This window comes from Photobacterium sp. 270122K, assembly GCF_059941365.1.
This window is the reverse complement of the sequence record NZ_JBPOEN010000002.1, coordinates 321,577-345,063: the sequence shown is the minus strand read 5'-3', so window position 1 is coordinate 345,063 and position 23,487 is coordinate 321,577. Positions and strand designations below refer to the sequence as shown.

Here is a 23,487-nt window from a genome sequence, read left to right as displayed (position 1 = left end):
CAATCGTTAAGACTGGGAAATTCTGACATTTATGGTCGCCAGCGGTAACAACTACAAAGAGAAAGTCTCTCAGCTGATCAGCTGGGGGCACTGGTTCAGTTTCTTCAATATCATCGCCGCAATCCTTCTGGGTACGCGATATATTGTGGCTTCTGAATGGCCAGACACACTCCTTGGGCAGCTCTACTTGGCATTAAGCTGGGTGGGGCATTTTAGCTTTTTGGTGTTTGGCTTCTATATTCTGATCCTTTTTCCAGCCACCTTCCTGATCCCCTCTCAGCGCTTAATGCGCCTGTTTGCGGTATTAGTCGGCACAGCAGGGCTTACCGCTCTGTTGCTGGATACACACGCCTATGAGTCACTCGATCTTCACCTCAGTCCGCTGGTGTGGGATTTGTTACTCAGTGGCGAGGGTTCAGAACTCAATACCCGCTGGCAATACCTGTTTGTCACTGTTCCGGTCATATTCCTGCTGCAGATGGTGCTGTCGGAATGGCTGTGGCGCAAGCTAAGAAAACTGACCCGTAAACACGTTGGCGTCCCTATTGCCACGGTGTTTGGGATCTGCTTTATCAGCAGTCACCTGCTGTATATCTGGGCCGATGCGAACTTGTATCGCCCGATCACCGCTCAGCGTTCAAACTTCCCCTTGTCCTACCCAATGACGGCCAAGTCGTTCATGGAAAAACACGGGTTGTTGGATCGCCAAGAGTACACAGAGCGCCTCAATGCCCAAGGGATTGAGAGCAGCCAACAAATTCGTTACCCCTTAGAACCACTGACCTTCAATGATCCTGGCACCGGCCAGAATTTATTGATCATCGTTGTCGATGGCTTGCGCAGTGATATTGTCGAAGCAGAAACCATGCCTTATCTGTCGGCGTTTGCCCGTCAGAATGTCAACTTCAGCAATCACTACAGCAGCAGTAACGACAATACGTCAGGGATTTTTGGGTTATTTTATGGCTTGCCAAGCAGCTACATTAATAGCGTACGCTCGGCAGAGACCTCCCCATTACTGATCAATACATTGGAAAAACGCGGTTACGATATCGGCGTTTTCAGTGGTAACGATCTTAATGATGACCCGATTTACGCAGAAACCGTGTTCCATGGCCTCACTCTGCCTGACAGTGATCAGCCGCACAGTGACACCGCGGCCATCAGCGAATGGACAGCCTGGTTAAACACTCAGACCGATGACACCCCATGGTTCGGTTACCTTGAATTGGCCTCGTTAGAAAGTTTTGAAGAAGGGGGCGACTACTTACCTAAGTTCACGCCTTCGCTCGGATCTGACAACATTGCGGGTCAAGACACCAATGTGCTGATGAAAAACAGCTACCGTAACGCGGCGTATCACCTTGATGAACAACTGATCACCATCTTTGATCAGTTAGTCGCGAAAGGCGTGATGGATAACACCATCATTCTGATCACGGCGAACCACGGTACTGAGTTCAACGAAACAGGCACCAACAGTTGGGGCGCCAATACCAACTACAGCCAATATCAGCTTAAAGTGCCTATGATCATTCACTGGCCGGACAGCATTGCTTCCGACACTGATCGTCTCACTAGCCATCTGGATGTGGTACCCACACTGATGGAATCGATGCTCAGTGCGACGACGCCGACATCGACATACAGCAGCGGTACCAGCCTGTTCAACAACGCGCCGAAACGCCGTTGGATTTTGGCCGGTAACGAAGACGACATCGTGATGATCCAGCCTAAATCAACCACGGTAATTGATAAATACGGTAATTACCGTGTTTACAATCAGGATTACAAGAAGCAAGACAGCGCCAAACCGAAACTGTCGACACTCATGCAAGCCATGCATGAAATGAAACGCTTTAACCAAGCGGAGTAAGCCTGAGAACGTCCTCGAAAAATGCAGCCCATCTGGCTGCATTTTTTATTTCTGCCGCTATCTTTATACTCAAGTGACCTCAATACGCAAGAACTCGGCATGCCCAAGGATTAAGACAGGTGATAAACAACCTGACACCGAACGATTCTGGATTATTCATTGATTACCAAGGTAATTCCCTCCCTTGGTAAGAAAAAGGGTCACTTTTATCCCGTATTAAAATGTGATCCGGACGAACTTTTACATCGCGATTGCACATAATTGCTTACAGCTTCTCGTTTTTATATCTTTTGTGCTGAAAATTAAAAACTTTGCGGCCGTTGTACCCAATTCATAATGAAAAATTCGTAACAATACATAACTGACCTTAGTTGTAATCGATGGATCCGATCTTTTGGCCCAGCACGCACCAATCACACGCTTCTACCATCATCTCTTCTCTCAATGGGGAAAGGCGCACGGTTTACATACCATTAGCGAATTGATTTGCCGCCGTTTAGCGGTCGATTTTTCCGTTGAAAAAACAGTGCTTATCGTTGCTTATAAATCACATTGGAAAATGCTTTTTTCGATGCAAGCCGACGATCTTTCGCATCACTTCCCCCCCATCGAACTCCCTGAGCATGTTGGTATCCCTTTCTATCAAATCACCAAAGCCATTCGCCGTGGAGAACCGTACATGGATGATATTGGTGATATACGTCGCTTATGGCTACCGTTAGAACGCCGCGCTGTGATCATGGGGTGCTTGGTGATTGATTTGCCCAAAATGGCGCAAAACGCCTCCCTCACTTGTGATCATTTCAAACAATTAGCAACCTTATTGGCCGCTGAGCTTGATGCCTCTTTAGTGAATGAAACGATTCAAGATGAGCATGCCGGTCGACGTACCGCAGAGCGAGAACTACAAATTCGTTTAGACGAACAGCACAGCCTGTACTTGCAACTGCAAGCACTGCACGACATCTCGTTTAAATTGTGGCGTGCAACGTCAATGGACAACATGTTTTTCACGGCCGTTGATGAAGCCAAACGCGCCTTGTGTATCGACCGTCTAGCCATTTTTCTGTTCAAAGAGCAGGGCCGTATGCAGGGCACGTACGGAACCGATCTGGAAGGCAAAACGGTGGATGAACGCTACTTTGAATCGGCGATTCCGGATATGTGGTTTGCGAACCACACAGTCGAGAACAAAGAATATCTCGTCGTGGAGAAAAACACGCAGATCATCCACGATTTGAAACCACTGGGCGTCTTGGGCTGGAGTGCGTATTTATCCCTGTGGGATGAAGACACCCCTATCGGCTGGATTGCTTGCGATAACTTACTGACAGGCGCACCGATTCACGATTACCAACAGCATGTGTTGAAGCAGTTTGGCTTTATCGTGTCGCAGCACTTTGTCCGCCGTCAAGCAGAAGAAAAACTCATTTCACTCAATGCCGAGTTAGAACAACGCGTTACGGAACGCACCGAAGCACTGCAATGTGCCAATGAGCAGTTGGAAATTATGTCGCGGTTGGATCCGTTGACCAACGTGGCCAACCGACGGGTGTTTGATGCGCGGTTTATTGAGGAATGGCGACGCGCTGAACGTCACCAGTTGCCGTTATCGCTGTTGGTGATCGATGTTGATCATTTCAAACACTATAACGATCACTACGGCCATGCCGCAGGTGATGACTGCCTGCGCGAAATTGCTCAGGCGCTGTCGTCACTGGAACGCCGTGCAGGGGCGTTATTTGCCCGTTATGGCGGGGAAGAGTTTGTATTGCTGCTGCCCGGGCAAGATCACTATGCCGCGCGCTATACCGCTAAACGGGCGGTGGATACGGTGTATCGATTACACCTTCCTCGCGAACAAGGTGCTGACAGTGCCCCCAATGTGGTCACTATCAGTGTCGGTGGGTGTACCGTGATCCCATCCAGCGACATCTCGCCAACCCAATTTTTTGAGCGGACAGATGGCGCACTGTATAACGCAAAATCAAAAGGCCGTAACCAATTCGTGATTGCATAGCCTAAACCAACAAGGCCGTGAGAAACTCACGGCCTTGTACATTATTCAGGGCTAATCCGTCTTGTTTCTGCGGTCTTAGTCCGCAGCACGTGGCTTACGGGTACGCTTGGTCGTGGCAGTCTTAGTCGCGGTTTTACGCCCCGCCCCGGACAATTTCGCGCTCCCGCCTTTCTTGCTGTATCGCCCTTTTTTACCCTTAAACGGCTCCGGTGAGGTGAGCGACATTAAGCTACGCGGTACCTCACTGGTTTGCACCTGTGTCATCAATCGATGCACTTGTGCTTCCAATGCCGCCATGAAGGGTTGATACGCGCATTTCTTATCTGCCATATCTTGCAACTGGTGTTCCCAATGGGCTGTCATATCCGGATACGTCGCTTCATCCGGCAACGCGTAAATCAGTCCGCGTCCCGCTTCTGTGGCGTGAATGCTTTTTCCCTGTCGCAGTAAAAGCTGACGCTTAAACAGAATATCGAGGATCCCCGCTCGGGTGGCTTCGGTGCCCAATCCGTCGGTATCGCGCAGAATTTTTTTCAACGATTGATCCGAAACAAAACGGGCGATCCCCGTCATCGCCTGCAACAAGGTCGCTTCTGTAAACGCCTTTGGAGGCTCCGTCATCTTGTCTTTGATCTCGCCATCCTGACAGAGCAACACCGTGCCTTTGTCTAACGGCGGCACTTTATCGGCCAAATCACTGTCGGTCTCTTTGCTGTCATCGCGCCCCAGTAGTTGACGCCACCCCGGTGACATCAACTGACGCCCACGGGCAATAAACAATCCACCCACAATGGTAAATTCGAGCTTGGCTTCACTGTACACGGCGGCCGGATAGAACTGCATCAGGTACTGACGGGCGATCTGCTGATAAATTTTTTGTTCATTCGCACTAAGACTCGCCGGATTCACCGCTTTCGGTGTAGGAATGATCGCATGGTGTGCGTCTACTTTTTTATCGTTCCACGCCTTGGATTTCAGACCCAAATCTGCGCCGGTGACCGCAGATGCAAGCTTAGGATCGGTATTGGCAATGGCCTGCGACACCTCGCTGGCTTGTCGGTAATGATCCATTGGCAAATAACGGCTGTCTGAACGCGGGTACGTGATGGCCTTGTGCTTTTCATACAACGACTGACACGTTGCCAGTACATCCGCCGCACTCATGCCGTAACGCTTGGCAGCATCAATCTGCAACGCGGACAGTGAATACGGCAACGGAGGTGCTTGGCGGGTTTCTTTTCGCTCAGCGGTTGTGACCTCGGCAGGCTGCCCTTTAATCCGGCTGATCACGTTTTCACACAGCTTACGGTTCAGAATGCGGCCATCTTCGTCTTGCCAAGGCTGACACGCCTCACTCGGTTGCCACTTGGCACGGATCACCATGTCCTGATACGGGATCAAGGCAAACAGTTCATAAAACGGTTTAGGGATGAAATTCGCAATTTCATCATCACGGCGTGTCACCAAGCCCAATATCGGTGTCTGTACCCGTCCGACAGACAATACGCCGCGGTAACCGCCCTTCTGCCCCAATAAAGTGTAGGCACGGGTCATGTTCATGCCGTACAGCCAATCTGCCCGCGAGCGCGCCAAGGCCGACACCGAGAGAGGAATGAAATCACGGTTACTGCGTAGTTGCCCCAAGGCACGTTTCACCGCTGCAGGATTAAGATCGGAAATGAGTAAGCGTTGCATCGCCGCTTTTTTGGCCTGTGATAACTTCACGTAGTCGATCACTTCGTCCACCAGCAACTGGCCTTCACGATCGGGATCTCCCGCATGCACCACGTCTGTTGCTTGCTTACACAGTTTTTTGACCACAGCCAATTGCTGCTTGGCCGATTTACGTGGGCTAAGTTGCCACTGCTGCGGCACAATCGGCAAGTCAGCCATGTTCCACTTTTTGTACTTCGCATCATAGGCATCCGGCTCAACTTGCTCGAGCAGGTGGCCAATACACCAGGTCACAATATCGCCGTTGCCCACTTCAATGTAACCATTATTGTTTTTATGGGGACGGGGTAACACCGCGGCAATCGCGCGGCCAAGACTTGGCTTTTCAGCAATGTACAAACGAGTCATTCACAGTTTCACTTGGTAGCAGTAATAGCGAGACTGTACCGAAAATGGCGAAAAGCGGCAACCATTACACTGGATATAAAAACAGTTACCGAGAAACAAAATCACCAATAAATACCACAAAGGAATGCTTGATAGCCTAAAAAGATGGGCGTAAGGTACAGATCTTCTTTCGGGTGCGTCTTTAAGGTACTAACCATTATGACCAAAGTTTCCACCGTTGGCGTGATCACTCTCGCCGCCGCGGTCAGTTTGACCGCGATTCATGCTATCAAGGTAAGAGCCGAGCAAACGCCACCGCACCATACGCCGACAACGCATCACCTTGTCGTAAACAATAACAAGCCAAACTTCGCCGCAATGGGCAATGTTGCGGAAAAGAAAACCGCCTTTTTCGCTTACCTGCAACCCATGATTGCTCAGGCTAATCACGCCATTGCACAAGACCGTGCCGCCCTTCAAAAGCAGTTTGCACAAAGCCCAACAACACAGAACACGCCTTTCTTACAGAAGATGGCCACACAGTACCGTTTGCCTATCCCGGCAGCGGGCGTTGATGCCGCTTGGCAGCAGGCCCTGTTAGCACGCGTTGATACCTTGCCCGCCCCTTTGGTGATGAGCCAAGCGGCGATTGAATCCGGCTGGGGCACATCGCGCTTTGCGGTAGAGGCTAATAATTACTTTGGGCAGTGGTGCTACACCCAAGGCTGCGGCTTGTTCCCGCACCAAGAAACCAGCGGCAATTTCCATGAAGTGCAACGCTTTAACAGCACACAAGCCGCCATTGATGCGTACTTTAACAATGTGAACACCAATCCGGCCTATCAAGCCTTGCGTGACATCCGTTTGCAGCAACACGCCACAAATAAAAGCATTACCGATGATGCAATGGCCGATGCCTTGGCAGAAGGCTTACTCCATTACTCGCAAATCGGCGAGAAATACGTGCAAGAAATTCAGGCGATGATCCGTGATGATCGCCAATACATGCCCCCTGTCAACGCCGCCTAATCGGTTGTGTCAGACATAAAAAAACACCCCGCGCTGTTCGCTTGAACGGCGCGGGGTGTTTTTCGTTTCATCGTGCGCAATCCGAGTGACTACGCATGAACAACAACTAGCGGGTCGCCAACCACTCACGCACCGTCGCGTAATCACCACGGAACACGATACGATCGGCTTTTTTACTCAGCTGATAGGTATACATGGGATCGTAATAGTCGGTCAGCAACGGCGTTAACCAGCCTTCGTGTCCAGCCAATGAGCCAGTCGCTTTCATCGCTTGAATCGCGGCTTGCTGTGTCGCCAGTAAGGCATCATAACGCTCAATGCCCAAACGCTTACGGATACCGAACATGCCACGGGCTAAGTAGTCAGCAAACTGCTGCCAGCCGTCTTCTTCGCCATACGTTGCACAGAAATCACGCTGCATACGTACCACGTAGTCATCCAATAAACGGCCTAGTCGTACCTCCAGCGGATCTTCAACAATCGCGATCTGCGCTTGCTCCATCCCGCGGTTAATCGACAATGGCGTACTGACCGAACCGATGATTTTGCCTTCATCTTCAAAGACGAAGCTCGACGCACCTGCGGCTTGTTTTTTCAACATTTCCACCGCCAGCACATTTTCAAAATCAATCTGCGTACGCTGCGCCGTCACATAGCGACCAAACGAGGAGCCACGGTGATTCGCCGCGCCTTCCAAGTCGATGCCATTGTTCAACTCATGCAGCATCAGGGTTTTACCGCTGCCGGTGTTCCCGCCAATCAGCGTCATCGGCTTCTCAGCCACCGCATCAATGGTATCGATCAGGAAACGGCGCAGGGCTTTATAGCCCCCGACGATCATCGGGTAATCAATGCCCGCTTCTTTTAGCCATTGCTGGGTAATGCGTGAACGCAAACCGCCGCGGAAACAGTACAAGTAACCGTTCGGGTTCGCCTCACAAAACGCTTTCCACTGTGCGACACGTTCCGCTTTCGTTTCACCGTTCACCAATGTATGACCCAGTGCAATGGCCGCCTCTTGCCCTTCCTCTTTGTAACAGGTGCCGACCGCTTTGCGCTCGTCGTCTGTCATCAGTGGACGGTTGTCTGAGGTCGGGAACGCGCCTTGTTCAAATTCAATCGGCGCGCGCATATCCATTAACGGGATATCGTTAATAAACAGGTGTTGAAAATCTTCACAGTTAGGACGAGACATTAGCGGATCTCAATCAAAACAGTGTCATTGTCTGTCGCGGTAAACAGCTCACCAATCGCATTCAGTGTGATACCGTGCTGCTGGGCAGCCGCTTGCACTTCCGCTTCCGCTTCCGGCGTAACGGCCAGCAATAAGCCGCCTGATGTTTGTGGATCACAAAGCAGTGATTTTTGCTCTTCAGTCATGGCACCTAAACGGTGACCGTAACTGTCAAAGTTACGGGTTGTCCCGCCCGGTACACTGCCTTGCGCGATGTAATCAAACACACCCGGTAGGTGTGGGATTTGATCAAACTGAATGGTCGCTTTCAGGCCGCTGCCTTCACAGATCTCATTCAGGTGTCCCATCAAACCAAAACCGGTCACATCGGTCATGGCTTTCACGCCCGCGATGTCAGCGAAGGTTTCACCCGGCTTGTTCAGTTTGCACATCCAATCACGAGCCAAACCTTGGTGCTCATCTTTTAGCAGGGATTTTTTCTCGGCAGTCGTCAATACGCCAATGCCCAATGGCTTGGTCAGGTACAACTTGCACCCTGCTTCCGCTTGGTTATTACGCTTCACGCGATCAGTATCCACAATACCGGTCACGGCCAAACCGAAAATCGGCTCAGGGGCATCAATCGAGTGACCGCCCGCCAGTGAAATACCCGCTTCGCGGCACACAGCACGACCACCTTCAATGACTTTTTGTGCAATCTCTGGCGGCAACACGTTTACTGGCCAGCCTAAGATAGCAATCGCCATGATCGGCTTACCGCCCATGGCATAGATGTCGCTGATCGCATTTGTTGCTGCAATTCGACCAAAATCATACGGATCATCGACGATCGGCATAAAGAAATCGGTTGTGCTGATCACAGCGGTGCCGTTGCCAAGATCATACACAGCGGCGTCATCTTTACTTTCGTTCCCCACCAGCAGGTTAGGGTCAGCGAACGGAGCGATCTGGGTTTTAAGAATAGTATCAAGCACTTGAGGTGAGATTTTACAACCACATCCTGCACCGTGGCTGTATTGAGTTAGGCGAACATTGTCCATGACGCGCTCCGATATAATAACAAGAAGCGGAGGATTCTACTCCTGCCACCAGATCCTGTCATCCATCAGGATCAAAAAGGGAAGCCTAAACGGCCTCCCTTTGCGCCACATCAAGTGGATTTGTTAGCAAATAAATACCTCAGGAAAGATATTCAACAAATTGTGCTAAATCTCGCTCTGGCGCTTTTACATCGCGACAACCCGCAGTGCCCACATACAAAAAGCCGACAATCATATCGTCACCCGTGACCCCCAATGCCTCACGCACGGCTTCATGATAGGCCCATTTTCCGGTTCGCCAGAAGGCGGCAAAACCCTGTGCGACAGCCGCCATTTGCATGGCATGAGCTGCGCAGCCTGCTGAGAGATACTGTTCAATAACAGGTACCTTCTCATGCTCGGTCACCTTGGCCACCACGGTGATCACCATGGGTGCACGAAACGGAGCGTTGCTGACTCTCTCCACCGTGGTCGTATCCTCGCCTTCCGTTTGCGCCGCCGCGGCGAAAATCCCCGACAAGGTGTGTAAGCCTTCGCCCTGCGACACAATAAACCGCCACGGCGTCAATCCGGCATGGTCGGGCGCGCGCAAACCGGCACGGAAAATCGTTTCCAGCGCCTCTCCATCTGGAGCAGGGGCGGTCATTTTAGGTAACGACCGACGGTTCAACAATAAAGCCAGTGCATCCATAATCCCTCACTATTACACGTTTTATAACACGCTCTTGTGTCATCAATGACGGTGACACGTTGTAGGATCTACCCTATCACACCCTGTTCGGCATAAAACCCGGCAAACAACATGGGTATATGACCCGCTCACATCACCGCCCTCTGAATCGTGACGGTTATCGCTTGGCCGTTATCGCTTACCCGTTACAGCTTGGCCGCCAATTCCACCCCTTGGCGGATCACGCGCTTAGCATCCACCTCACCGGCAACCTCGGCACCGCCAATCACATGCACGCTCACCTGCTTTGCACGCAACGTGGCCGACAACGTATCTACCGAGGTCTGTCCGGCACAAATGACGATATTGTCCACCGCCAGCACACGCGATTGCCCTTCTACCGTAATGTGCAGCCCTTGATCGTCAATATGATCGTAACGGACTCCACCCAGTAGCTCGACACCACGTTTTTCCAGCACTTTTCGGTGGATCCAACCGGTGGTTTTCCCCGGCCCTTTGCCTACTCGTCCAGATTTACGTTGCAGTAGCCAAACCTGACGCGGACTGACGTACGAAGCAAACGGGTACAAGCCGCCTGCGTGTTCCACTGTCTTATCAATGCCCCACTCTTTAAGCCAATCATCCAGACGCTGCTCCGTGGGCTCCGTCAGCATCGTGGCGACATCCACCCCAATCCCGCCGGCGCCAATCACAGCCACGTTCGCTCCCAGCACCCGCTGTTCACGGATCACGGTTTGGTAATCCACCACTTTGGGGTGATCAATGCCTGAAATCGCGGGCATGCGCGGTTGTACCCCCGTGGCCACCACAACCTCATCAAAGCCAGATAAAGCATCTGCATCAACCGCATGCTCAAGGTGTACCGTCACACCCGTTTGTTCTAGGCGGCGGGTAAAATAACGAATAGTTTCTTTGAATTCTTCTTTGCCCGGAATTTGCATGGCGAGATTAAATTGCCCGCCCAGCTCTGCATTTTTTTCAAATAACGTCACCGCGAAACCCCGCTCTGCTGCAGCCACTGCCGTCGCCATGCCAGCAGGCCCACCGCCGACCACGGCAATGGTGCGCGAGGTCGCTGCCGGTGTCAGTTGCAACTCCGTCTCGTAGCAAGCGTGCGGATTCACCAAACACGTTGCACGCTGGCCGACAAACACATGATCCAAACACGCCTGATTACAACCGATGCAGGTGTTGATATCCGCGGCGCGGTTCTCACTGGCTTTGTGCACAAAATACGGATCTGCCAAAAACGGCCGCGCCATCGACACCATGTCCGCTTGCCCCCCCGCCAAAATGTCTTCAGCCACCTGCGGGGTATTGATGCGGTTACAGGTGATCAGCGGGATAGACACCGCGTGTTTGACTTGCTCTGTCACCCAAGCAAAAGCCGCACGGGGCACTTGCGTCGAAATGGTAGGGATCCGCGCTTCGTGCCAACCAATGCCGGTATTTAACAACGTCACGCCGACTTGTTCTAACTCTTTGGCCAACTGCACCACTTCGTCATGGGTGCTGCCTTGCTCGACCAAATCAAGCATCGACAGCCGAAAAATCACGATAAAATCCCGCCCCACTCTAGCCCTGACCGCTTTCACGAGTTCAAGCGGGAAACGGATGCGGTTCTCATAACAGCCCCCCCATTCGTCATAGCGGTGATTCGCCCGCTGACAAATAAACTGATTAATGAGGTAACCTTCTGAGCCCATCAGTTCGATGCCGTCATAACCGGCCTCTCTGGCCAATTCAGCACTGCGGGCAAAATCGTCAATGGTGGCGCGGATCTGCCTTGCCGTCATTTCACTGGGGGTAAATTTGGAGATTGGCGATTTGATCGCCGACGCACTCACCGCAAACGGGTGCAAGGCGTAGCGCCCGGCATGCAGCAATTGGAGGGCGATTTTGCCCCCTTCATGATGGACAGCGTCGGTGATCACACGGTGGGCGCGCGCGGCGCGGGCTGAGCTGAATTCAGCACTCAACGGGTGTAAACGGCCACGCAGATTGGGCGAGAAGCCTCCGGTAACAATCAGGCCGACACCACCGCGGGCACGTTCGGCATAAAAAGCCGCCAATTTACGAAAACCATCGCGCGACTCTTCCAATCCCGTATGCATCGATCCCATCAAAACGCGATTACGCAATTGCGTGAACCCTAAGGACAACGGCGCGAGTAAATGCGGGTAAGCTTGCTCATCCATGGCGATCACACCTTTTCTGATATGGTCTGACCAGTATACGAAGGAGTGATAGTTTTATCAAAAATTTGTTTACATATCAGTAACGCAATATTTGCATCTTATCCCTCACACGCAAAGAAGCTCGCATGGCGATTTATTGCTCTATTTCATGCTAACCGCCTAGCCTATAGGGAATTGTTACTGAAATTGCGTGTCTACTCGGTTAGGATAGATACCCAAGCATCCCCAATATGCTTAGGGACTCATAATAATTAGGAATTTCAATGAAAGTGATCTTCAGAGGAATAGGAAAACTGTTTGGCTGGATAGGTAAAGGCATCAATATCCTTCGCCAGATCCTCACAAACCTGCTCTTTTTCGTCGTCATTGGTGCATGGCTATTCATCTTCAATGAAAGCTCGAAAGAGCCAGAACTCCCAGAGAAAGCGGCGCTTGTCCTCGACATTGCTGGTCCGATTGTCGAACAACGTTCGCCCGTGAATACGTTTGATACCCTCGCAGGCAACGCACTCGGTCAGCCGCCGGTACAAGAAACCGTGCTGTTTGACGTCGTAGAGACCCTGCGCACGGCAGCGACCGATGATCGCATTACCGGTTTGGTGCTGAACCTGAAAAACATGCAGGAAACCAGCCTGACCAAAATGCGCTATATCGCCAAAGCCATTGAGGAATTCAAGCAAACCGGCAAGCCGGTTGTCGCCATTGGCGAACACTACAAGCAAAGCCAGTACTACCTTTCAAGCTATGCCGATACCGTTTTCATGGCACCCGATGGGGGTGTGATGCTGCAGGGTTACGGCACCTATAGCTTGTACTACAAAACATTGCTCGAAAAGCTGAACGTCAACACCCATGTGTTCCGCGTGGGCACGTATAAATCGTTTGTTGAACCGTACACCTTAGACGGCATGTCAGACGCCGCGCGTGAAGCCAACGGTGTGTGGCTGAACCAACTGTGGGGGGCGTACACCAGTGATGTGGCTAAAAATCGCCAAATCGATACTGCGGTCATGACGCCAGAGTTGGATCAACTCATCGAACAATTTAAAGCCGTGAATGGCGATTGGGCGCAGCTCAATCTTAACCAAGGCATGGTCGATGAACTGCTTAGCCGTCCGGCATTGCGTCAGCGTTTGATCGATCTGTTCGGTGACAATAACGATCACAGCTTTAATCAGATCAGTTACTACGACTACCAGCCTACGCTGAAAGAGGCCATGACGTCGCAAGACAGTAATGCGCTTGATCCGACCGTGGAAACGAATCACATCGCTGTGGTTGTGGCCAGTGGCGCGATCATGGATGGCCCGCAAAAACAAGGCAATGTCGGTGGTGATACCACTGCGGCACTGCTGCGTAATGCCCGTTATGACGACAGCGTAAAAGCCGTGGTACTGCGTGTGGACAGCCCAGGTGGCAGTGCATTTGCCTCTGAAGTGATCCGCAATGAAGTCGTGGCTCTCAAAGAAGCAGGGAAACCCGTGGTTGTCTCGATGTCGAGCGTGGCAGCCTCCGGCGGTTACTGGATTGCAGCCAGTGCGGATAAGATCATGGCACAACCGACCACGATCACCGGCTCTATCGGTATTTTCGCCATCATGACCACCTTTGAAAAAGGCTTGGAAAAAATGGGCGTGTACAGTGACGGTGTCGGTACGACCCCGTTTGCAGGTGTGGGCGTGACCCGTGAATTGCCAGAAGGCGTAGCCGACCTGTTCCAGATCAGCATCGAAAATGGCTACCAGCGTTTTATCAACTTAGTCAGCACAAGCCGTGACATGACCTTGGCGCAAACCGATAAGGTGGCACAAGGCCGCGTATGGACCGGACAAGATGCCCTAAAACTGGGATTGGTGGATGCTCTGGGTGACTTCGATGACGCTGTCGCCAGCGCCGCTGAACTGGCCAATGTTGGTAATAACTACGAACTTGAGTGGATGGCGCAACCGCTGACACCGTTTGAATTGTTCATGAAAGACATTTCGGGCCAAGCCAAATTGTGGGTAACGGAAGCCATGTGGGGCAGCGTGCCAACGGCACTGCAACCGGTCTCCCAACAGGTTGTAACAGACCTTACCACCCTTGGTAACTTCAACGATCCAAAAGGGCAATATGCGTTCTGTATAAACTGCCTCAATATCGAAAAGTGAGATCAGCCCGGCGTTGCCGGGCTTTTTTTACGCGCTGTTCACCGTATAATGCGGGCCACCAACCGATAATTCTGTGCCTTACATATGGAAAGAAAAAACATTTACATCGCCTATACAGGCGGCACCATTGGTATGCAGAAATCAGACCATGGGTATATCCCGGTTGCTGGCTTCATGGAAAAGCAACTGGAAAGCATGCCAGAATTCCATCGTGCAGAGATGCCTACCTTCACGACCCACGAATACGAGCCTCTGATCGATTCGTCGGACATGACACCAATGGATTGGCAGCGCATTGCTGATGATATTAAAGCGAACTATGACGACTACGATGGTTTTGTGATTTTGCATGGTACGGATACCATGGCCTACACCGCATCAGCGTTGTCTTTCATGTTTGAAAACCTCGACAAGCCGGTGATTGTGACAGGCTCACAGATCCCACTGGCAGAACTGCGTTCTGATGGGCAGAGTAACTTGCTAAACGCATTACACATTGCGGCAAACTACCCTATCAATGAAGTCACGGTCTTTTTCAATAATAAATTGATCCGTGGTAACCGCAGTACTAAAGCACATGCTGACGGGTTTGGTGCCTTTATTTCACCTAACCTGCCCCCACTGCTTGAAGCAGGGATCAACATCCAACTTAACAATGTTGAATTGGATAAAAAACCAGACGGTCCCTTCCGTGTACACAACATCACCCCACAACCGATTGGCGTGATCACCATGTACCCGGGCATTTCACCGGAAGTGATCCGCAATACGTTGCGTCAGCCGGTGAACGCGATGATCCTGCTGACCTTTGGCGTCGGTAACGCCCCCCAAAACCCCGAGTTACTCGCGCAGTTGACGGAAGCAACAAGCCGAGGCGTGGTCGTAATGAACCTGACACAGTGCCTGTCTGGCAAAGTGAACATGGGCGGTTACGCGACAGGGTGTGCACTGGCAGATGCCGGCGTACTGAGCGGTTACGACATGACCCCAGAAGCGGCATTGGCAAAACTGCATTACTTGCTGAGCCAAGATCTACCGATTGAATCGGTACGCAGCTTGATGCAACAAGACCTGCGCGGCGAGCTGACACACTAAGTGCCCTCAACGCATCAGCAGGCATCTTGCCTGGCTTGAACGGATGCCCCGCGGCATCCGTTTTTTTATGCCTGCTCACCCAAAAACGCCACCGTCACTCACCGGATACACCCGTACATCCCCCATCACGGCCAACTCAGCTACACTTTCACTATTCCAATATCGTGAAGGCCAAGCACTGATTATGATCCTCCATGGTTCCTCTATTTCACCGTTTGTCAGGAAAATCATGCTCGCGCTTGCGTATAAGGGCATTACTTATGAGCTGCAACCCCTTAACCCTTATATGGAAAAAGAACTCGCGCAAAAACGCCATCCCATGGGCAAAGTACCGATCCTGGAACACGACGGGTTAACCATTATCGACTCCACCGTGATCGCCCATTATCTTGATGATTTGAACCCCGTCCCCCCTCTTTATCCCGGCACGGCACGTGAACGGGCACAGATCCGCTGGTTAGAAGAGTATGCCGATACACGGTTAACGTCTTTAGTGGGTGGGGTATTGTTTTATCAGAAGATATTACGCGGAAAAATGCTCAACAAAGACGTCGACCACGATGCGGTCGAACAGTGCATTGAGCACCATCTACCGTTGGCGCTGACGTATTTAGAAGAACAAATGCCCGAAAAAGGCTTCGTGGGAGGGCACTTTTCCATGGCAGAAATCAGCCTATGGAGCGTCTTGCGCAGTGGTTGGATGGCCGGGTTACGCTTTACCCATTACCCTCGCCTCAATCACTACCTCAGTACCATTGAGCAAGAGCCGTGGGTCGCTAATTTAATCAGTAAAGAAGATCATGAACTCGCCAGTTTTTACTGCGAGCCCATCATTGTGGGAACGGTGACTCGCTAAGCCCTGAATCGTGGTACAGGGCGCATAGTCTGCCATCATGTTTTTGACGGACAGCGCTTAAAAGCTGTCCCCCTTAAAGCGTGCAATGGTGGGCGAAATAGTCGGCGCGTCATCATGGTCGTCAGTCGGCACAAATTCCCGCGTCAACTCAGCCTTGGATTTGAACACCATCTCGCCCCCCTGCGCGACGGACATATGGGCTGCCTCTTCGTTATGGCGCGATTGGTATAACATCACCGCTTGCAGTGTGGCATCACGTTGTTCGGCAGTCAGGGGAGTACCATCCGGCCACTTGCCGATCTCCACCGCCGTACACAATCGCGTATACACATCAGGGGTCATTGCGTTAAGCAGCGTCTCTACATCCATGTTATTTCCTCTTCCGGCACGATGTCGGCACTGTGCGTCCGATCGGGTTTATTGCTATCACTCACGCAGTAATAACAGTTTCAGCTAAAGGTCGCTAAGAATACGTCGATAAAATGCTTAGGGGATCACACCCTGCCCCTGACTGTTTATTTATCCCGCGTGAGAACATGGCTGTTATGACTCGAGTATTGCGTCGCCTTACCCAAACTACGGTACTGCTGGTGAGCCTTGTGCCACTAGCGGGTTGTTTTGAACGCCACCGCACCACAGATCAACTGTGTGAGGCTTACCCCGAGATCTGTGCGGATACCAACCTCAATGACGGGCAATGCCGCATTCAGCGAGCAAACGTGATTTGGCAGCGTTATGACGTGATGCAAACGCCGACCGATCAAGAGAAATTCAAAGAACTGAAATTCACCTCGGCGTATCAGCACTGCTTGGAATATGCAGCCCGTATTGAACCCACTGAGCTCAAAGAACGCAAAACCCACCGCAACCGCGCGCTACTCAATACCTATGCATCGATAAAGCGGCTGAATGAGGAACTGGCGACATCCACCGATCCTGAGATCATTTACTACCGATGGAGCCAGGGGGATCAAGATGCGCTGCGTCAGTTTTTACGCCTTGAAGGGACACCCGCTTTAGATACGCCAGACTTACAATTGGCACTCGCGACGTTTTATATCGCCAAAGATCGCACGAAGACCCAGATGTTGCTGCTGCGGGCACTGTCGCTTTATGACGCCAATCAAACCGTGAAGCCTGAAATTATTCAAACGCTGGCGACCCTGTCGCATCAACAAGGTCACCCGCACCATGCCTATCTCTGGTCAATGACGGGGATTGCTCTCGACATGCCGATCGCAAGCCAAGAAAAATTGGCGTTCCTTTACCCTATGGACGAAACGCAACGTGCCGCGATCACGGCACAAGCGATACGTATGGCAGAAATGATCCGGCAGGGTGAGTTTGATCCCGCGCAGCTGATGCCATAAACGACTCAGATAGCCTACACCGGTTCTGCTGGCGGCTGGAAAATCAGCGACACGGAGTTAACGCAGTAACGCTCGCCGGTTGTCAGCGGGCCATCCGTAAACACGTGCCCAAGATGACTGTCGCATTGAGCACAACGGATTTCAACGCGTCGCATACCGTGACTGTCATCTTGCAAGAAACGAATCGCGTCTTTGTTAACAGGCGCATCAAAGCTCGGCCAACCGCAACCCGAATCGAATTTACTCTCCGAATGGAACAATGGCGCCTCACAACAGGTGCAGGTATACATCCCCGTTTCCCTGTTATGCAGCAACGTACCGGAAAATGGTGCCTCCGTCCCTTGTTCGCGACACACGCGATATTGTTCAGGAGATAGCTTTTCACGCCAATAAGCATCTAATTTATTTGACATTCGTTATCCTTTCTATCTGTCTTCCTCTCGTCATCGCTGAAAAGGTGTTGCCAACAGGGTACACCGTGGCACATACTTTCCGCCGAAAGGATTTTACATCTTCACTGCCCATTTAAGCATATTTCGATGTGGTGAGTGTTGATATTAAAAGTTAATAACGGTAATGATGGATATTCATACAATTGCTGGTTACTTTTGCAGCGTTGTAGTGGGAATGTAAAAAGAATCCGAACTTTTTTTTGACCTCAAGCAATTTAAGTACGTTTTTAGCTTGCAGCGTCACGTTAGATTCTGTAATTTTACTACCAGTTATCTTTCATTAGAAATTAAGTTGTGGAGCAACTGTAATGACTATCAAAGTAGGTATTAACGGTTTTGGCCGTATTGGACGTTTTGTTTTCCGTGCTTCTGTAGAGCGTAACGACATCGAAGTTGTTGGTATCAACGACCTTATCGACGTTGAGTACATGGCATACATGCTTAAGTACGACTCAACTCACGGCCGTTTCAACGGTACTGTTGAAGTTGTAGACGGTAACCTAATCGTTAACGGTAAAACTGTTCGCGTAACAGCTGAGCGTAACCCAGAAGACCTTAAGTGGGATGCAATCGGTGTTGACGTTGTTGCTGAAGCAACAGGTCTATTCCTAGACGACGCGACTGCTCGTAAGCACATCACTGCTGGCGCGAAGAAAGTGGTTCTAACTGGCCCTTCTAAAGACGCTACTCCAATGTTCGTAATGGGCGTTAACCACGCTTCTTACGCTGGCCAAGACATCGTTTCTAACGCATCTTGCACAACTAACTGTCTAGCTCCAGTAGCTAAAGTTCTTAACGACAAGTTCGGTATCGAATCTGGTCTTATGACTACAGTTCACGCAACGACTGCAACTCAGAAAACTGTTGATGGTCCTTCTGCTAAAGACTGGCGTGGTGGTCGTGGTGCTTCTCAGAACATCATCCCATCTTCAACTGGCGCTGCTAAAGCAGTAGGCGTTGTTCTTCCAGAACTAAACGGCCTTCTAACGGGTATGGCTTTCCGCGTACCAACTGCAAACGTTTCTGTTGTTGACCTAACTGTTAACCTAAAAACTGCTGCATCTTACGAAGCAATCTGTGCTGCTATGAAAGAAGCATCAGAAGGCGAGCTTAAGGGCGTACTAGGTTACACTGAAGACCAAGTTGTATCTCAGGACTTCATCGGCGAAACTCAGACTTCAGTATTCGATGCTAAAGCGGGTGTTGCTCTAACTGACAAATTCGTTAAAGTTGTATCTTGGTACGACAACGAAATCGGTTACTCAAACAAAGTTCTTGACCTAATCGCTCACATCTCTAAGTAATGTAAGCTTTTAGCAAGAAATAAGGCGACGCTACGGTGTCGCCTTTTTTGTATCTGTCATTCCATAACCCCCTACCCATCACGCCACAAAGGTGATCTAGCTCACAAAAACAGTCACAAATTTAACAAATAACTTTTATTATTTTCTTTTAATTTTTAAACAAAAATAAGTGTTTCAATCCGTGAAATATGCCCCAAATAGCGCTCTATTTCAGTGATTGACACATTGCCCAATGAAAGGATTGTTCGATGAAACTTCAAGATCTACCAACGATTGCGGTGTTATCTGATGCCGTCACTGTCTGCGAATACCAAGGTTTAAAAATGGTACGTGTCCTTCACGGCACAGCGGAAGCCGGCATTACGTTGCACGGCGGCCATTTGCTCTGCTTCAAACCGGCCGGTGAAGAGGACGTCATTTGGCTCAGTGAAAACGCAGAATTTGATCCAGCAAAAGCCATTCGTGGCGGTATTCCCGTCTGCTGGCCATGGTTTGGAAAGGCTGGCACACCCTCTCACGGCTTTGCACGCACCAGTGAATGGACGTTGCTAGAACATCGTGAGAACGAAAATGGCGTGATTGTTGCGCTTGTACTTGAAGACAGCGAAGCCACCCATGCAATTTGGCCGCATAAGTTTCGCAACGTACTGACGTTTGAAATCGGCCAATCACTGAAAGTAACACTCACATCAACCAATACTGACACGCAACCTTGGCAGTATTCGGGCGCGCTGCACACGTACTTTGCCATTGATGATATTCACCACGTCGCCATCAATGGTATGGGTGAAACCTACTTGGATAGCACCCAAGCGGGCAAAACCTGTACGGGGGGTGACAGCCTGCGATTCCATGGTGAAGTTGACCGTGTGTACACGCAACCTGCTCACACCATTACTGTGGCAGACGGCAGCCCACGCCAACTGCATATCACCAACGAAGGCCATACTGCCGCGGTGATTTGGAACCCATGGCAGGATCTGTCTATCAGCATGGCGGACATGGCAGACAACAGCTTTGAAACCATGGTCTGTGTAGAATCTACCATCCACGGTGACAGCGCCGTTACCCTTGAGCCGGGTGAGTCTCACGCCTTGGTGACCACCGTGGCCGTTAGCCGCTAACGTCAACGTACAAATGCAAACAGGGGAGCAGCCGTCGGCCACTCCCCTGCTTACACCAAATACGATCGAACCTACAAGTAAATCTATAATTAGATCTACAAGTAAACCTACAATTGAAATACGTTAAGCCAGCATCTGTGAATGTGCTTCAATCAACACCCAACCATTCCCATCCGGATCAGCAAATGTCGCAAAACGCCCACCAATAATGGTCACGATTTCCGATAACGGTACCCCGCGACGAGACAACTCGCCGTGCGTGGTATGAATATCATCTGTTTGTACAACCAACCCCTGTACCGAGCCGGCTTCCATTCCGCCAAATGGCATCACTAAGCTAATCGTGGTTTCCGCCCCTTTCGGTGCTAACTGGATCCACCGCTTATGGTTGTCTGCCAAATGATCACGTATCAGCTCAAAACCCAAGGCATCACGATAAAATGTCAATGCTTGCCCCTGATCAGAAACCGGAATTGAAACGGTATCAACACGTGAAATACTCATCAATCAAGCTCTCCCCAACTATGCGCACATTTTTAGCTTAATCTAGAGTTTTTGATTTCGCTCGCAAAAAAACACCTTGTCGCAATCATAAAACAGTCCCTCTTTATACCAAGCCGTAGACCAAAATCCGCCCACTCTCGTTTTTTTTGCAAGAGTCGCTGTTGAAAATGTCCGTTTTCGCAAAAAACAGTAAACCCCCTGAATTCGACCTACTTTTATCACCATTACATGACTAAAAGCCTTTATTTTTAGACGATATAACCAAATAAAAAACAAAACTCACAACAATCCACCGAAAAATAAAACCAGAAGGCACCATGTCACAAACGCATTAATTCGTTAACCATTTTCAAACATATTCCCTTGCAGTACGTGATGTATAGGAGGATAGTGAGGTCATACGCAAAAGAAATTCCTTTTTGCGATGAAATGTAGAATGGAAATTTTGGTTTATAAACCAACAACTCAGTGACGCAATTTAATCAGTTAGGTCTAGGCTTAGTTAGTGAGGGATGTGAAAGTATTTCGTTTTCGTCCTTTCTAATTGATTGAAGAACGATTCAGGGGGCATACCATGAGTATTTTTGACCACTATCGTCAGCGCTATGAAGAAGCCAAGGATGAAGAGCTTTCATTGCAAGAATTCCTTGATATCTGTCGTAACGATCGCAGCGCCTATGTAAATGCCGCAGAGCGTTTGCTAATGGCCATTGGCGAACCAGAAATGATCGATACCGCGCAAGACCCACGCTTGAGCCGACTGTTCTCTAACCGCGTGATCTCGCGTTACAAAACATTTGAAGATTTCTACGGCATGGAGGAAGCCATCGAGCAAATCGTGTCTTACCTTAAGCATGCTGCACAAGGCTTGGAAGAGCGTAAGCAAATCCTCTATCTTTTGGGACCAGTGGGTGGCGGTAAGTCCTCACTCGCGGAAAAACTCAAAAGCTTAATGCAAAAAGTACCGGTGTATGTACTGACCGCCAACGGCGAACGCAGCCCGGTCAACGACCATCCATTCTGTTTGTTTGACAAGAACGAAGACGGCGCATTACTCAACAGTGAGTACGGCATTCCAGAGCGTTACCTCAACAACATCATGTCACCATGGGCCGCAAAACGCCTGCATGAATTTGGTGGCGATATCACCCAATTTAAAGTGGTGAAAGTGCGCCCATCCATTTTGGACCAAGTCGGTATCGCTAAAACCGAGCCGGGTGATGAAAATAATCAGGATATTTCATCACTGGTTGGTAAAGTCGACATTCGTCAGCTTGAACACTTCTCACAAGACGATCCGGATGCATACAGCTATTCCGGCGCACTCTGTAAAGCCAACCAAGGCTTGATGGAATTCGTCGAGATGTTTAAGGCACCGTTGAAAGTGTTGCACCCGTTGCTGACCGCGACACAGGAAGGCAACTATAACGGGACCGAGGGACTTTCTGCCCTGCCGTTTGACGGGATCATTCTCGCGCACTCGAACGAGTCAGAATGGCAAACGTTCCGTAATAACAAGAACAATGAGGCCTTCCTCGATCGTGTGTATATCGTGAAAGTGCCTTACTGCCTACGCGTCTCGGAAGAGATGAGAATTTACGAGAAACTGCTGCAAAACAGTGAACTGTCTGCTGCACCGTGCTCACCAAGTACACTCGAAATTTTGGCGCGTTTCTCTGTGCTGTCTCGTTTGAAAGAGCCTGAAAACTCTAGCATTTACTCGAAAGTGCGCGTGTATGACGGTGAAACCCTGAAAGATACGGATCCGAAAGCCAAGTCATACCAAGAATACCGTGACTACGCCGGTGTCGATGAAGGGATGGCAGGTCTTTCAACGCGATTTGCGTTTAAGATCCTGTCTCGCGTGTTCAACTTCGACCACTCCGAAGTGGCCGCGAACCCCGTTCATCTGTTCTATGTGTTAGAACAACAAATTGAACGTGAGCAGTTCCCGCAAGAGATCGCCGAGAAATACCTCGAGCACCTCAAAGGGTACATCACGCCGAAATACGTCGAATTCATCGGCAAAGAAATTCAGACCGCCTACCTCGAGTCCTACTCGGAGTACGGCCAGAATATTTTTGACCGCTACGTCAGCTATGCCGACTTCTGGATTCAAGATCAGGAGTACCGCGATCCGGAGACCGGGCAGCTGTTTGACCGTGCAGCGCTGAACAATGAACTCGAGAAAATTGAGAAGCCAGCAGGGATCAGCAATCCGAAGGATTTCCGAAATGAAATCGTCAACTTCGTACTGCGTGCACGCGCCAGTAACGCCGGGAAAAACCCAAACTGGACGAGCTACGAGAAACTGCGCACCGTAATTGAGAAGAAAATGTTCTCCAATACGGAAGAGTTGCTTCCAGTGATTTCATTCAATGCCAAAACCTCCACCGACGAGCAGAAGAAGCACGATGATTTCGTGGCTCGTATGATGGAGAAAGGCTACACCCGTAAGCAGGTCCGCTTGTTGTCTGAGTGGTACCTCCGCGTACGTAAGTCTTCATAACCAATTGGATGGG

The 23,487-nt window shown here is 50.4% G+C and carries 18 protein-coding genes; 10 read left to right on the top strand and 8 right to left on the bottom strand.

What is annotated here, in order from left to right; translation table 11 throughout:
• Positions 1-31 precede the first annotated feature (31 nt).
• On the top strand, positions 32-1,876 hold the full coding sequence (locus ACSF8W_RS04735) for a DUF3413 domain-containing protein (protein WP_500845505.1): 1,845 nt from the start codon (positions 32-34) through the stop codon (positions 1,874-1,876).
• Between the two features lie 394 nt (positions 1,877-2,270).
• Positions 2,271-3,896, top strand: coding sequence for a sensor domain-containing diguanylate cyclase (locus ACSF8W_RS04730; RefSeq protein ID WP_500845503.1), 1,626 nt, complete (start codon positions 2,271-2,273; stop codon positions 3,894-3,896).
• Positions 3,897-3,971: 75 nt separating this feature from the next.
• Here ACSF8W_RS04730 and ACSF8W_RS04725 read toward each other — a convergent pair whose 3' ends face one another.
• Positions 3,972-5,978 carry a DNA topoisomerase III gene (locus tag ACSF8W_RS04725; protein ID WP_500845501.1) on the bottom strand — a complete coding sequence of 669 codons (2,007 nt, stop codon included), beginning with the start codon at positions 5,976-5,978 and terminating at the stop codon, positions 3,972-3,974.
• Between the two features lie 198 nt (positions 5,979-6,176).
• On the opposite strand from ACSF8W_RS04725, the gene ACSF8W_RS04720 reads away from it, so the two are divergent.
• Positions 6,177-6,986, top strand: a complete 810-nt coding sequence (locus ACSF8W_RS04720; RefSeq protein WP_500845499.1) for a glucosaminidase domain-containing protein — start codon at positions 6,177-6,179, stop codon at positions 6,984-6,986.
• Between the two features lie 106 nt (positions 6,987-7,092).
• On the opposite strand, the gene mnmH is transcribed toward ACSF8W_RS04720, so the two are convergent.
• From mnmH to ACSF8W_RS04700, 4 genes are all read right to left on the bottom strand, one after another.
• Positions 7,093-8,181 (bottom strand): tRNA 2-selenouridine(34) synthase MnmH, encoded by a 1,089-nt coding sequence (gene mnmH / locus ACSF8W_RS04715; protein WP_500845497.1) that lies wholly within the window; start codon positions 8,179-8,181, stop codon positions 7,093-7,095.
• A complete protein-coding gene (gene selD / locus ACSF8W_RS04710; protein WP_500845495.1) occupies positions 8,181-9,221 on the bottom strand; it encodes a selenide, water dikinase SelD in 1,041 nt (346 codons plus the stop codon). The genes mnmH and selD overlap by 1 nt, the downstream gene beginning before the upstream one ends.
• Positions 9,222-9,360: 139 nt before the next feature.
• Entirely contained in the window at positions 9,361-9,912 is a 552-nt protein-coding gene (locus tag ACSF8W_RS04705) for an NAD(P)H nitroreductase (RefSeq protein WP_500845493.1), read from the bottom strand.
• 185 nt (positions 9,913-10,097) lie between these two features.
• A complete protein-coding gene (locus ACSF8W_RS04700) occupies positions 10,098-12,110 on the bottom strand; it encodes an FAD-dependent oxidoreductase (RefSeq protein ID WP_500845491.1) in 2,013 nt (670 codons plus the stop codon).
• Positions 12,111-12,373: 263 nt separating this feature from the next.
• On the opposite strand from ACSF8W_RS04700, the gene sppA reads away from it, so the two are divergent.
• The 3 genes from sppA (at position 12,374) to ACSF8W_RS04685 (ending at position 16,211) form a co-directional block, all read left to right on the top strand.
• On the top strand, positions 12,374-14,260 hold the full coding sequence (sppA, locus tag ACSF8W_RS04695) for a signal peptide peptidase SppA (protein ID WP_500845489.1): 1,887 nt from the start codon (positions 12,374-12,376) through the stop codon (positions 14,258-14,260).
• Between the two features lie 84 nt (positions 14,261-14,344).
• Complete coding sequence (ansA, locus tag ACSF8W_RS04690; protein ID WP_500845487.1) at positions 14,345-15,355, top strand: asparaginase; 1,011 nt, start codon at positions 14,345-14,347, stop codon at positions 15,353-15,355.
• Positions 15,356-15,539: 184 nt separating this feature from the next.
• Positions 15,540-16,211 (top strand): glutathione S-transferase family protein, encoded by a 672-nt coding sequence (locus ACSF8W_RS04685; protein WP_500845485.1) that lies wholly within the window; start codon positions 15,540-15,542, stop codon positions 16,209-16,211.
• 57 nt (positions 16,212-16,268) lie between these two features.
• On the opposite strand, the gene ACSF8W_RS04680 is transcribed toward ACSF8W_RS04685, so the two are convergent.
• The gene (locus ACSF8W_RS04680) at positions 16,269-16,580 is read right to left on the bottom strand and encodes a YeaC family protein (RefSeq protein ID WP_500845483.1); all 312 of its coding nucleotides are present in this window, start codon (positions 16,578-16,580) and stop codon (positions 16,269-16,271) included.
• Positions 16,581-16,747: 167 nt separating this feature from the next.
• Here ACSF8W_RS04680 and ACSF8W_RS04675 point away from each other — a divergent pair, with 167 nt between their 5' ends.
• Complete coding sequence (locus tag ACSF8W_RS04675; protein ID WP_500845481.1) at positions 16,748-17,581, top strand: DUF2989 domain-containing protein; 834 nt, start codon at positions 16,748-16,750, stop codon at positions 17,579-17,581.
• A gap of 14 nt (positions 17,582-17,595) precedes the next feature.
• Here the strand turns inward: ACSF8W_RS04675 and msrB are convergent, their stop codons facing one another.
• Complete coding sequence (msrB, locus tag ACSF8W_RS04670) at positions 17,596-17,994, bottom strand: peptide-methionine (R)-S-oxide reductase MsrB (protein ID WP_500845479.1); 399 nt, start codon at positions 17,992-17,994, stop codon at positions 17,596-17,598.
• A 347-nt stretch (positions 17,995-18,341) separates the two neighbouring features.
• On the opposite strand from msrB, the gene gap reads away from it, so the two are divergent.
• On the top strand, positions 18,342-19,337 hold the full coding sequence (gap, locus tag ACSF8W_RS04665) for a type I glyceraldehyde-3-phosphate dehydrogenase (RefSeq protein ID WP_500845477.1): 996 nt from the start codon (positions 18,342-18,344) through the stop codon (positions 19,335-19,337).
• 248 nt (positions 19,338-19,585) lie between these two features.
• Entirely contained in the window at positions 19,586-20,461 is an 876-nt protein-coding gene (locus tag ACSF8W_RS04660; protein ID WP_500845475.1) for a D-hexose-6-phosphate mutarotase, read from the top strand.
• Between the two features lie 123 nt (positions 20,462-20,584).
• On the opposite strand, the gene ACSF8W_RS04655 is transcribed toward ACSF8W_RS04660, so the two are convergent.
• Positions 20,585-20,965, bottom strand: a complete 381-nt coding sequence (locus ACSF8W_RS04655) for a VOC family protein (RefSeq protein ID WP_428476913.1) — start codon at positions 20,963-20,965, stop codon at positions 20,585-20,587.
• Between the two features lie 574 nt (positions 20,966-21,539).
• Here ACSF8W_RS04655 and ACSF8W_RS04650 point away from each other — a divergent pair.
• Positions 21,540-23,474 carry a PrkA family serine protein kinase gene (locus ACSF8W_RS04650; protein WP_500845473.1) on the top strand — a complete coding sequence of 645 codons (1,935 nt, stop codon included), beginning with the start codon at positions 21,540-21,542 and terminating at the stop codon, positions 23,472-23,474.
• Positions 23,475-23,487 lie beyond the last annotated feature (13 nt).

Excerpts from the sequence above, each read along its gene's own strand:
- ACSF8W_RS04735 (WP_500845505.1), top strand. The coding sequence starts at position 32 with ATGGTCGCCAGCGGTAACAACTACAAAGAGAAAGTCTCTCAGCTGATC.
- ACSF8W_RS04725 (WP_500845501.1), bottom strand. The coding sequence starts at position 5,978 with ATGACTCGTTTGTACATTGCTGAAAAGCCAAGTCTTGGCCGCGCGATT.
- ACSF8W_RS04720 (WP_500845499.1), top strand. The coding sequence starts at position 6,177 with ATGACCAAAGTTTCCACCGTTGGCGTGATCACTCTCGCCGCCGCGGTC.
- mnmH (WP_500845497.1), bottom strand. The coding sequence starts at position 8,181 with ATGTCTCGTCCTAACTGTGAAGATTTTCAACACCTGTTTATTAACGAT.
- selD (WP_500845495.1), bottom strand. The coding sequence starts at position 9,221 with ATGGACAATGTTCGCCTAACTCAATACAGCCACGGTGCAGGATGTGGT.
- ACSF8W_RS04705 (WP_500845493.1), bottom strand. The coding sequence starts at position 9,912 with ATGGATGCACTGGCTTTATTGTTGAACCGTCGGTCGTTACCTAAAATG.
- ACSF8W_RS04700 (WP_500845491.1), bottom strand. The coding sequence starts at position 12,110 with ATGGATGAGCAAGCTTACCCGCATTTACTCGCGCCGTTGTCCTTAGGG.
- sppA (WP_500845489.1), top strand. The coding sequence starts at position 12,374 with ATGAAAGTGATCTTCAGAGGAATAGGAAAACTGTTTGGCTGGATAGGT.
- ansA (WP_500845487.1), top strand. The coding sequence starts at position 14,345 with ATGGAAAGAAAAAACATTTACATCGCCTATACAGGCGGCACCATTGGT.
- ACSF8W_RS04685 (WP_500845485.1), top strand. The coding sequence starts at position 15,540 with ATGATCCTCCATGGTTCCTCTATTTCACCGTTTGTCAGGAAAATCATG.
- ACSF8W_RS04680 (WP_500845483.1), bottom strand. The coding sequence starts at position 16,580 with ATGGATGTAGAGACGCTGCTTAACGCAATGACCCCTGATGTGTATACG.
- ACSF8W_RS04675 (WP_500845481.1), top strand. The coding sequence starts at position 16,748 with ATGGCTGTTATGACTCGAGTATTGCGTCGCCTTACCCAAACTACGGTA.
- msrB (WP_500845479.1), bottom strand. The coding sequence starts at position 17,994 with ATGTCAAATAAATTAGATGCTTATTGGCGTGAAAAGCTATCTCCTGAA.
- gap (WP_500845477.1), top strand. The coding sequence starts at position 18,342 with ATGACTATCAAAGTAGGTATTAACGGTTTTGGCCGTATTGGACGTTTT.
- ACSF8W_RS04660 (WP_500845475.1), top strand. The coding sequence starts at position 19,586 with ATGAAACTTCAAGATCTACCAACGATTGCGGTGTTATCTGATGCCGTC.
- ACSF8W_RS04655 (WP_428476913.1), bottom strand. The coding sequence starts at position 20,965 with ATGAGTATTTCACGTGTTGATACCGTTTCAATTCCGGTTTCTGATCAG.
- ACSF8W_RS04650 (WP_500845473.1), top strand. The coding sequence starts at position 21,540 with ATGAGTATTTTTGACCACTATCGTCAGCGCTATGAAGAAGCCAAGGAT.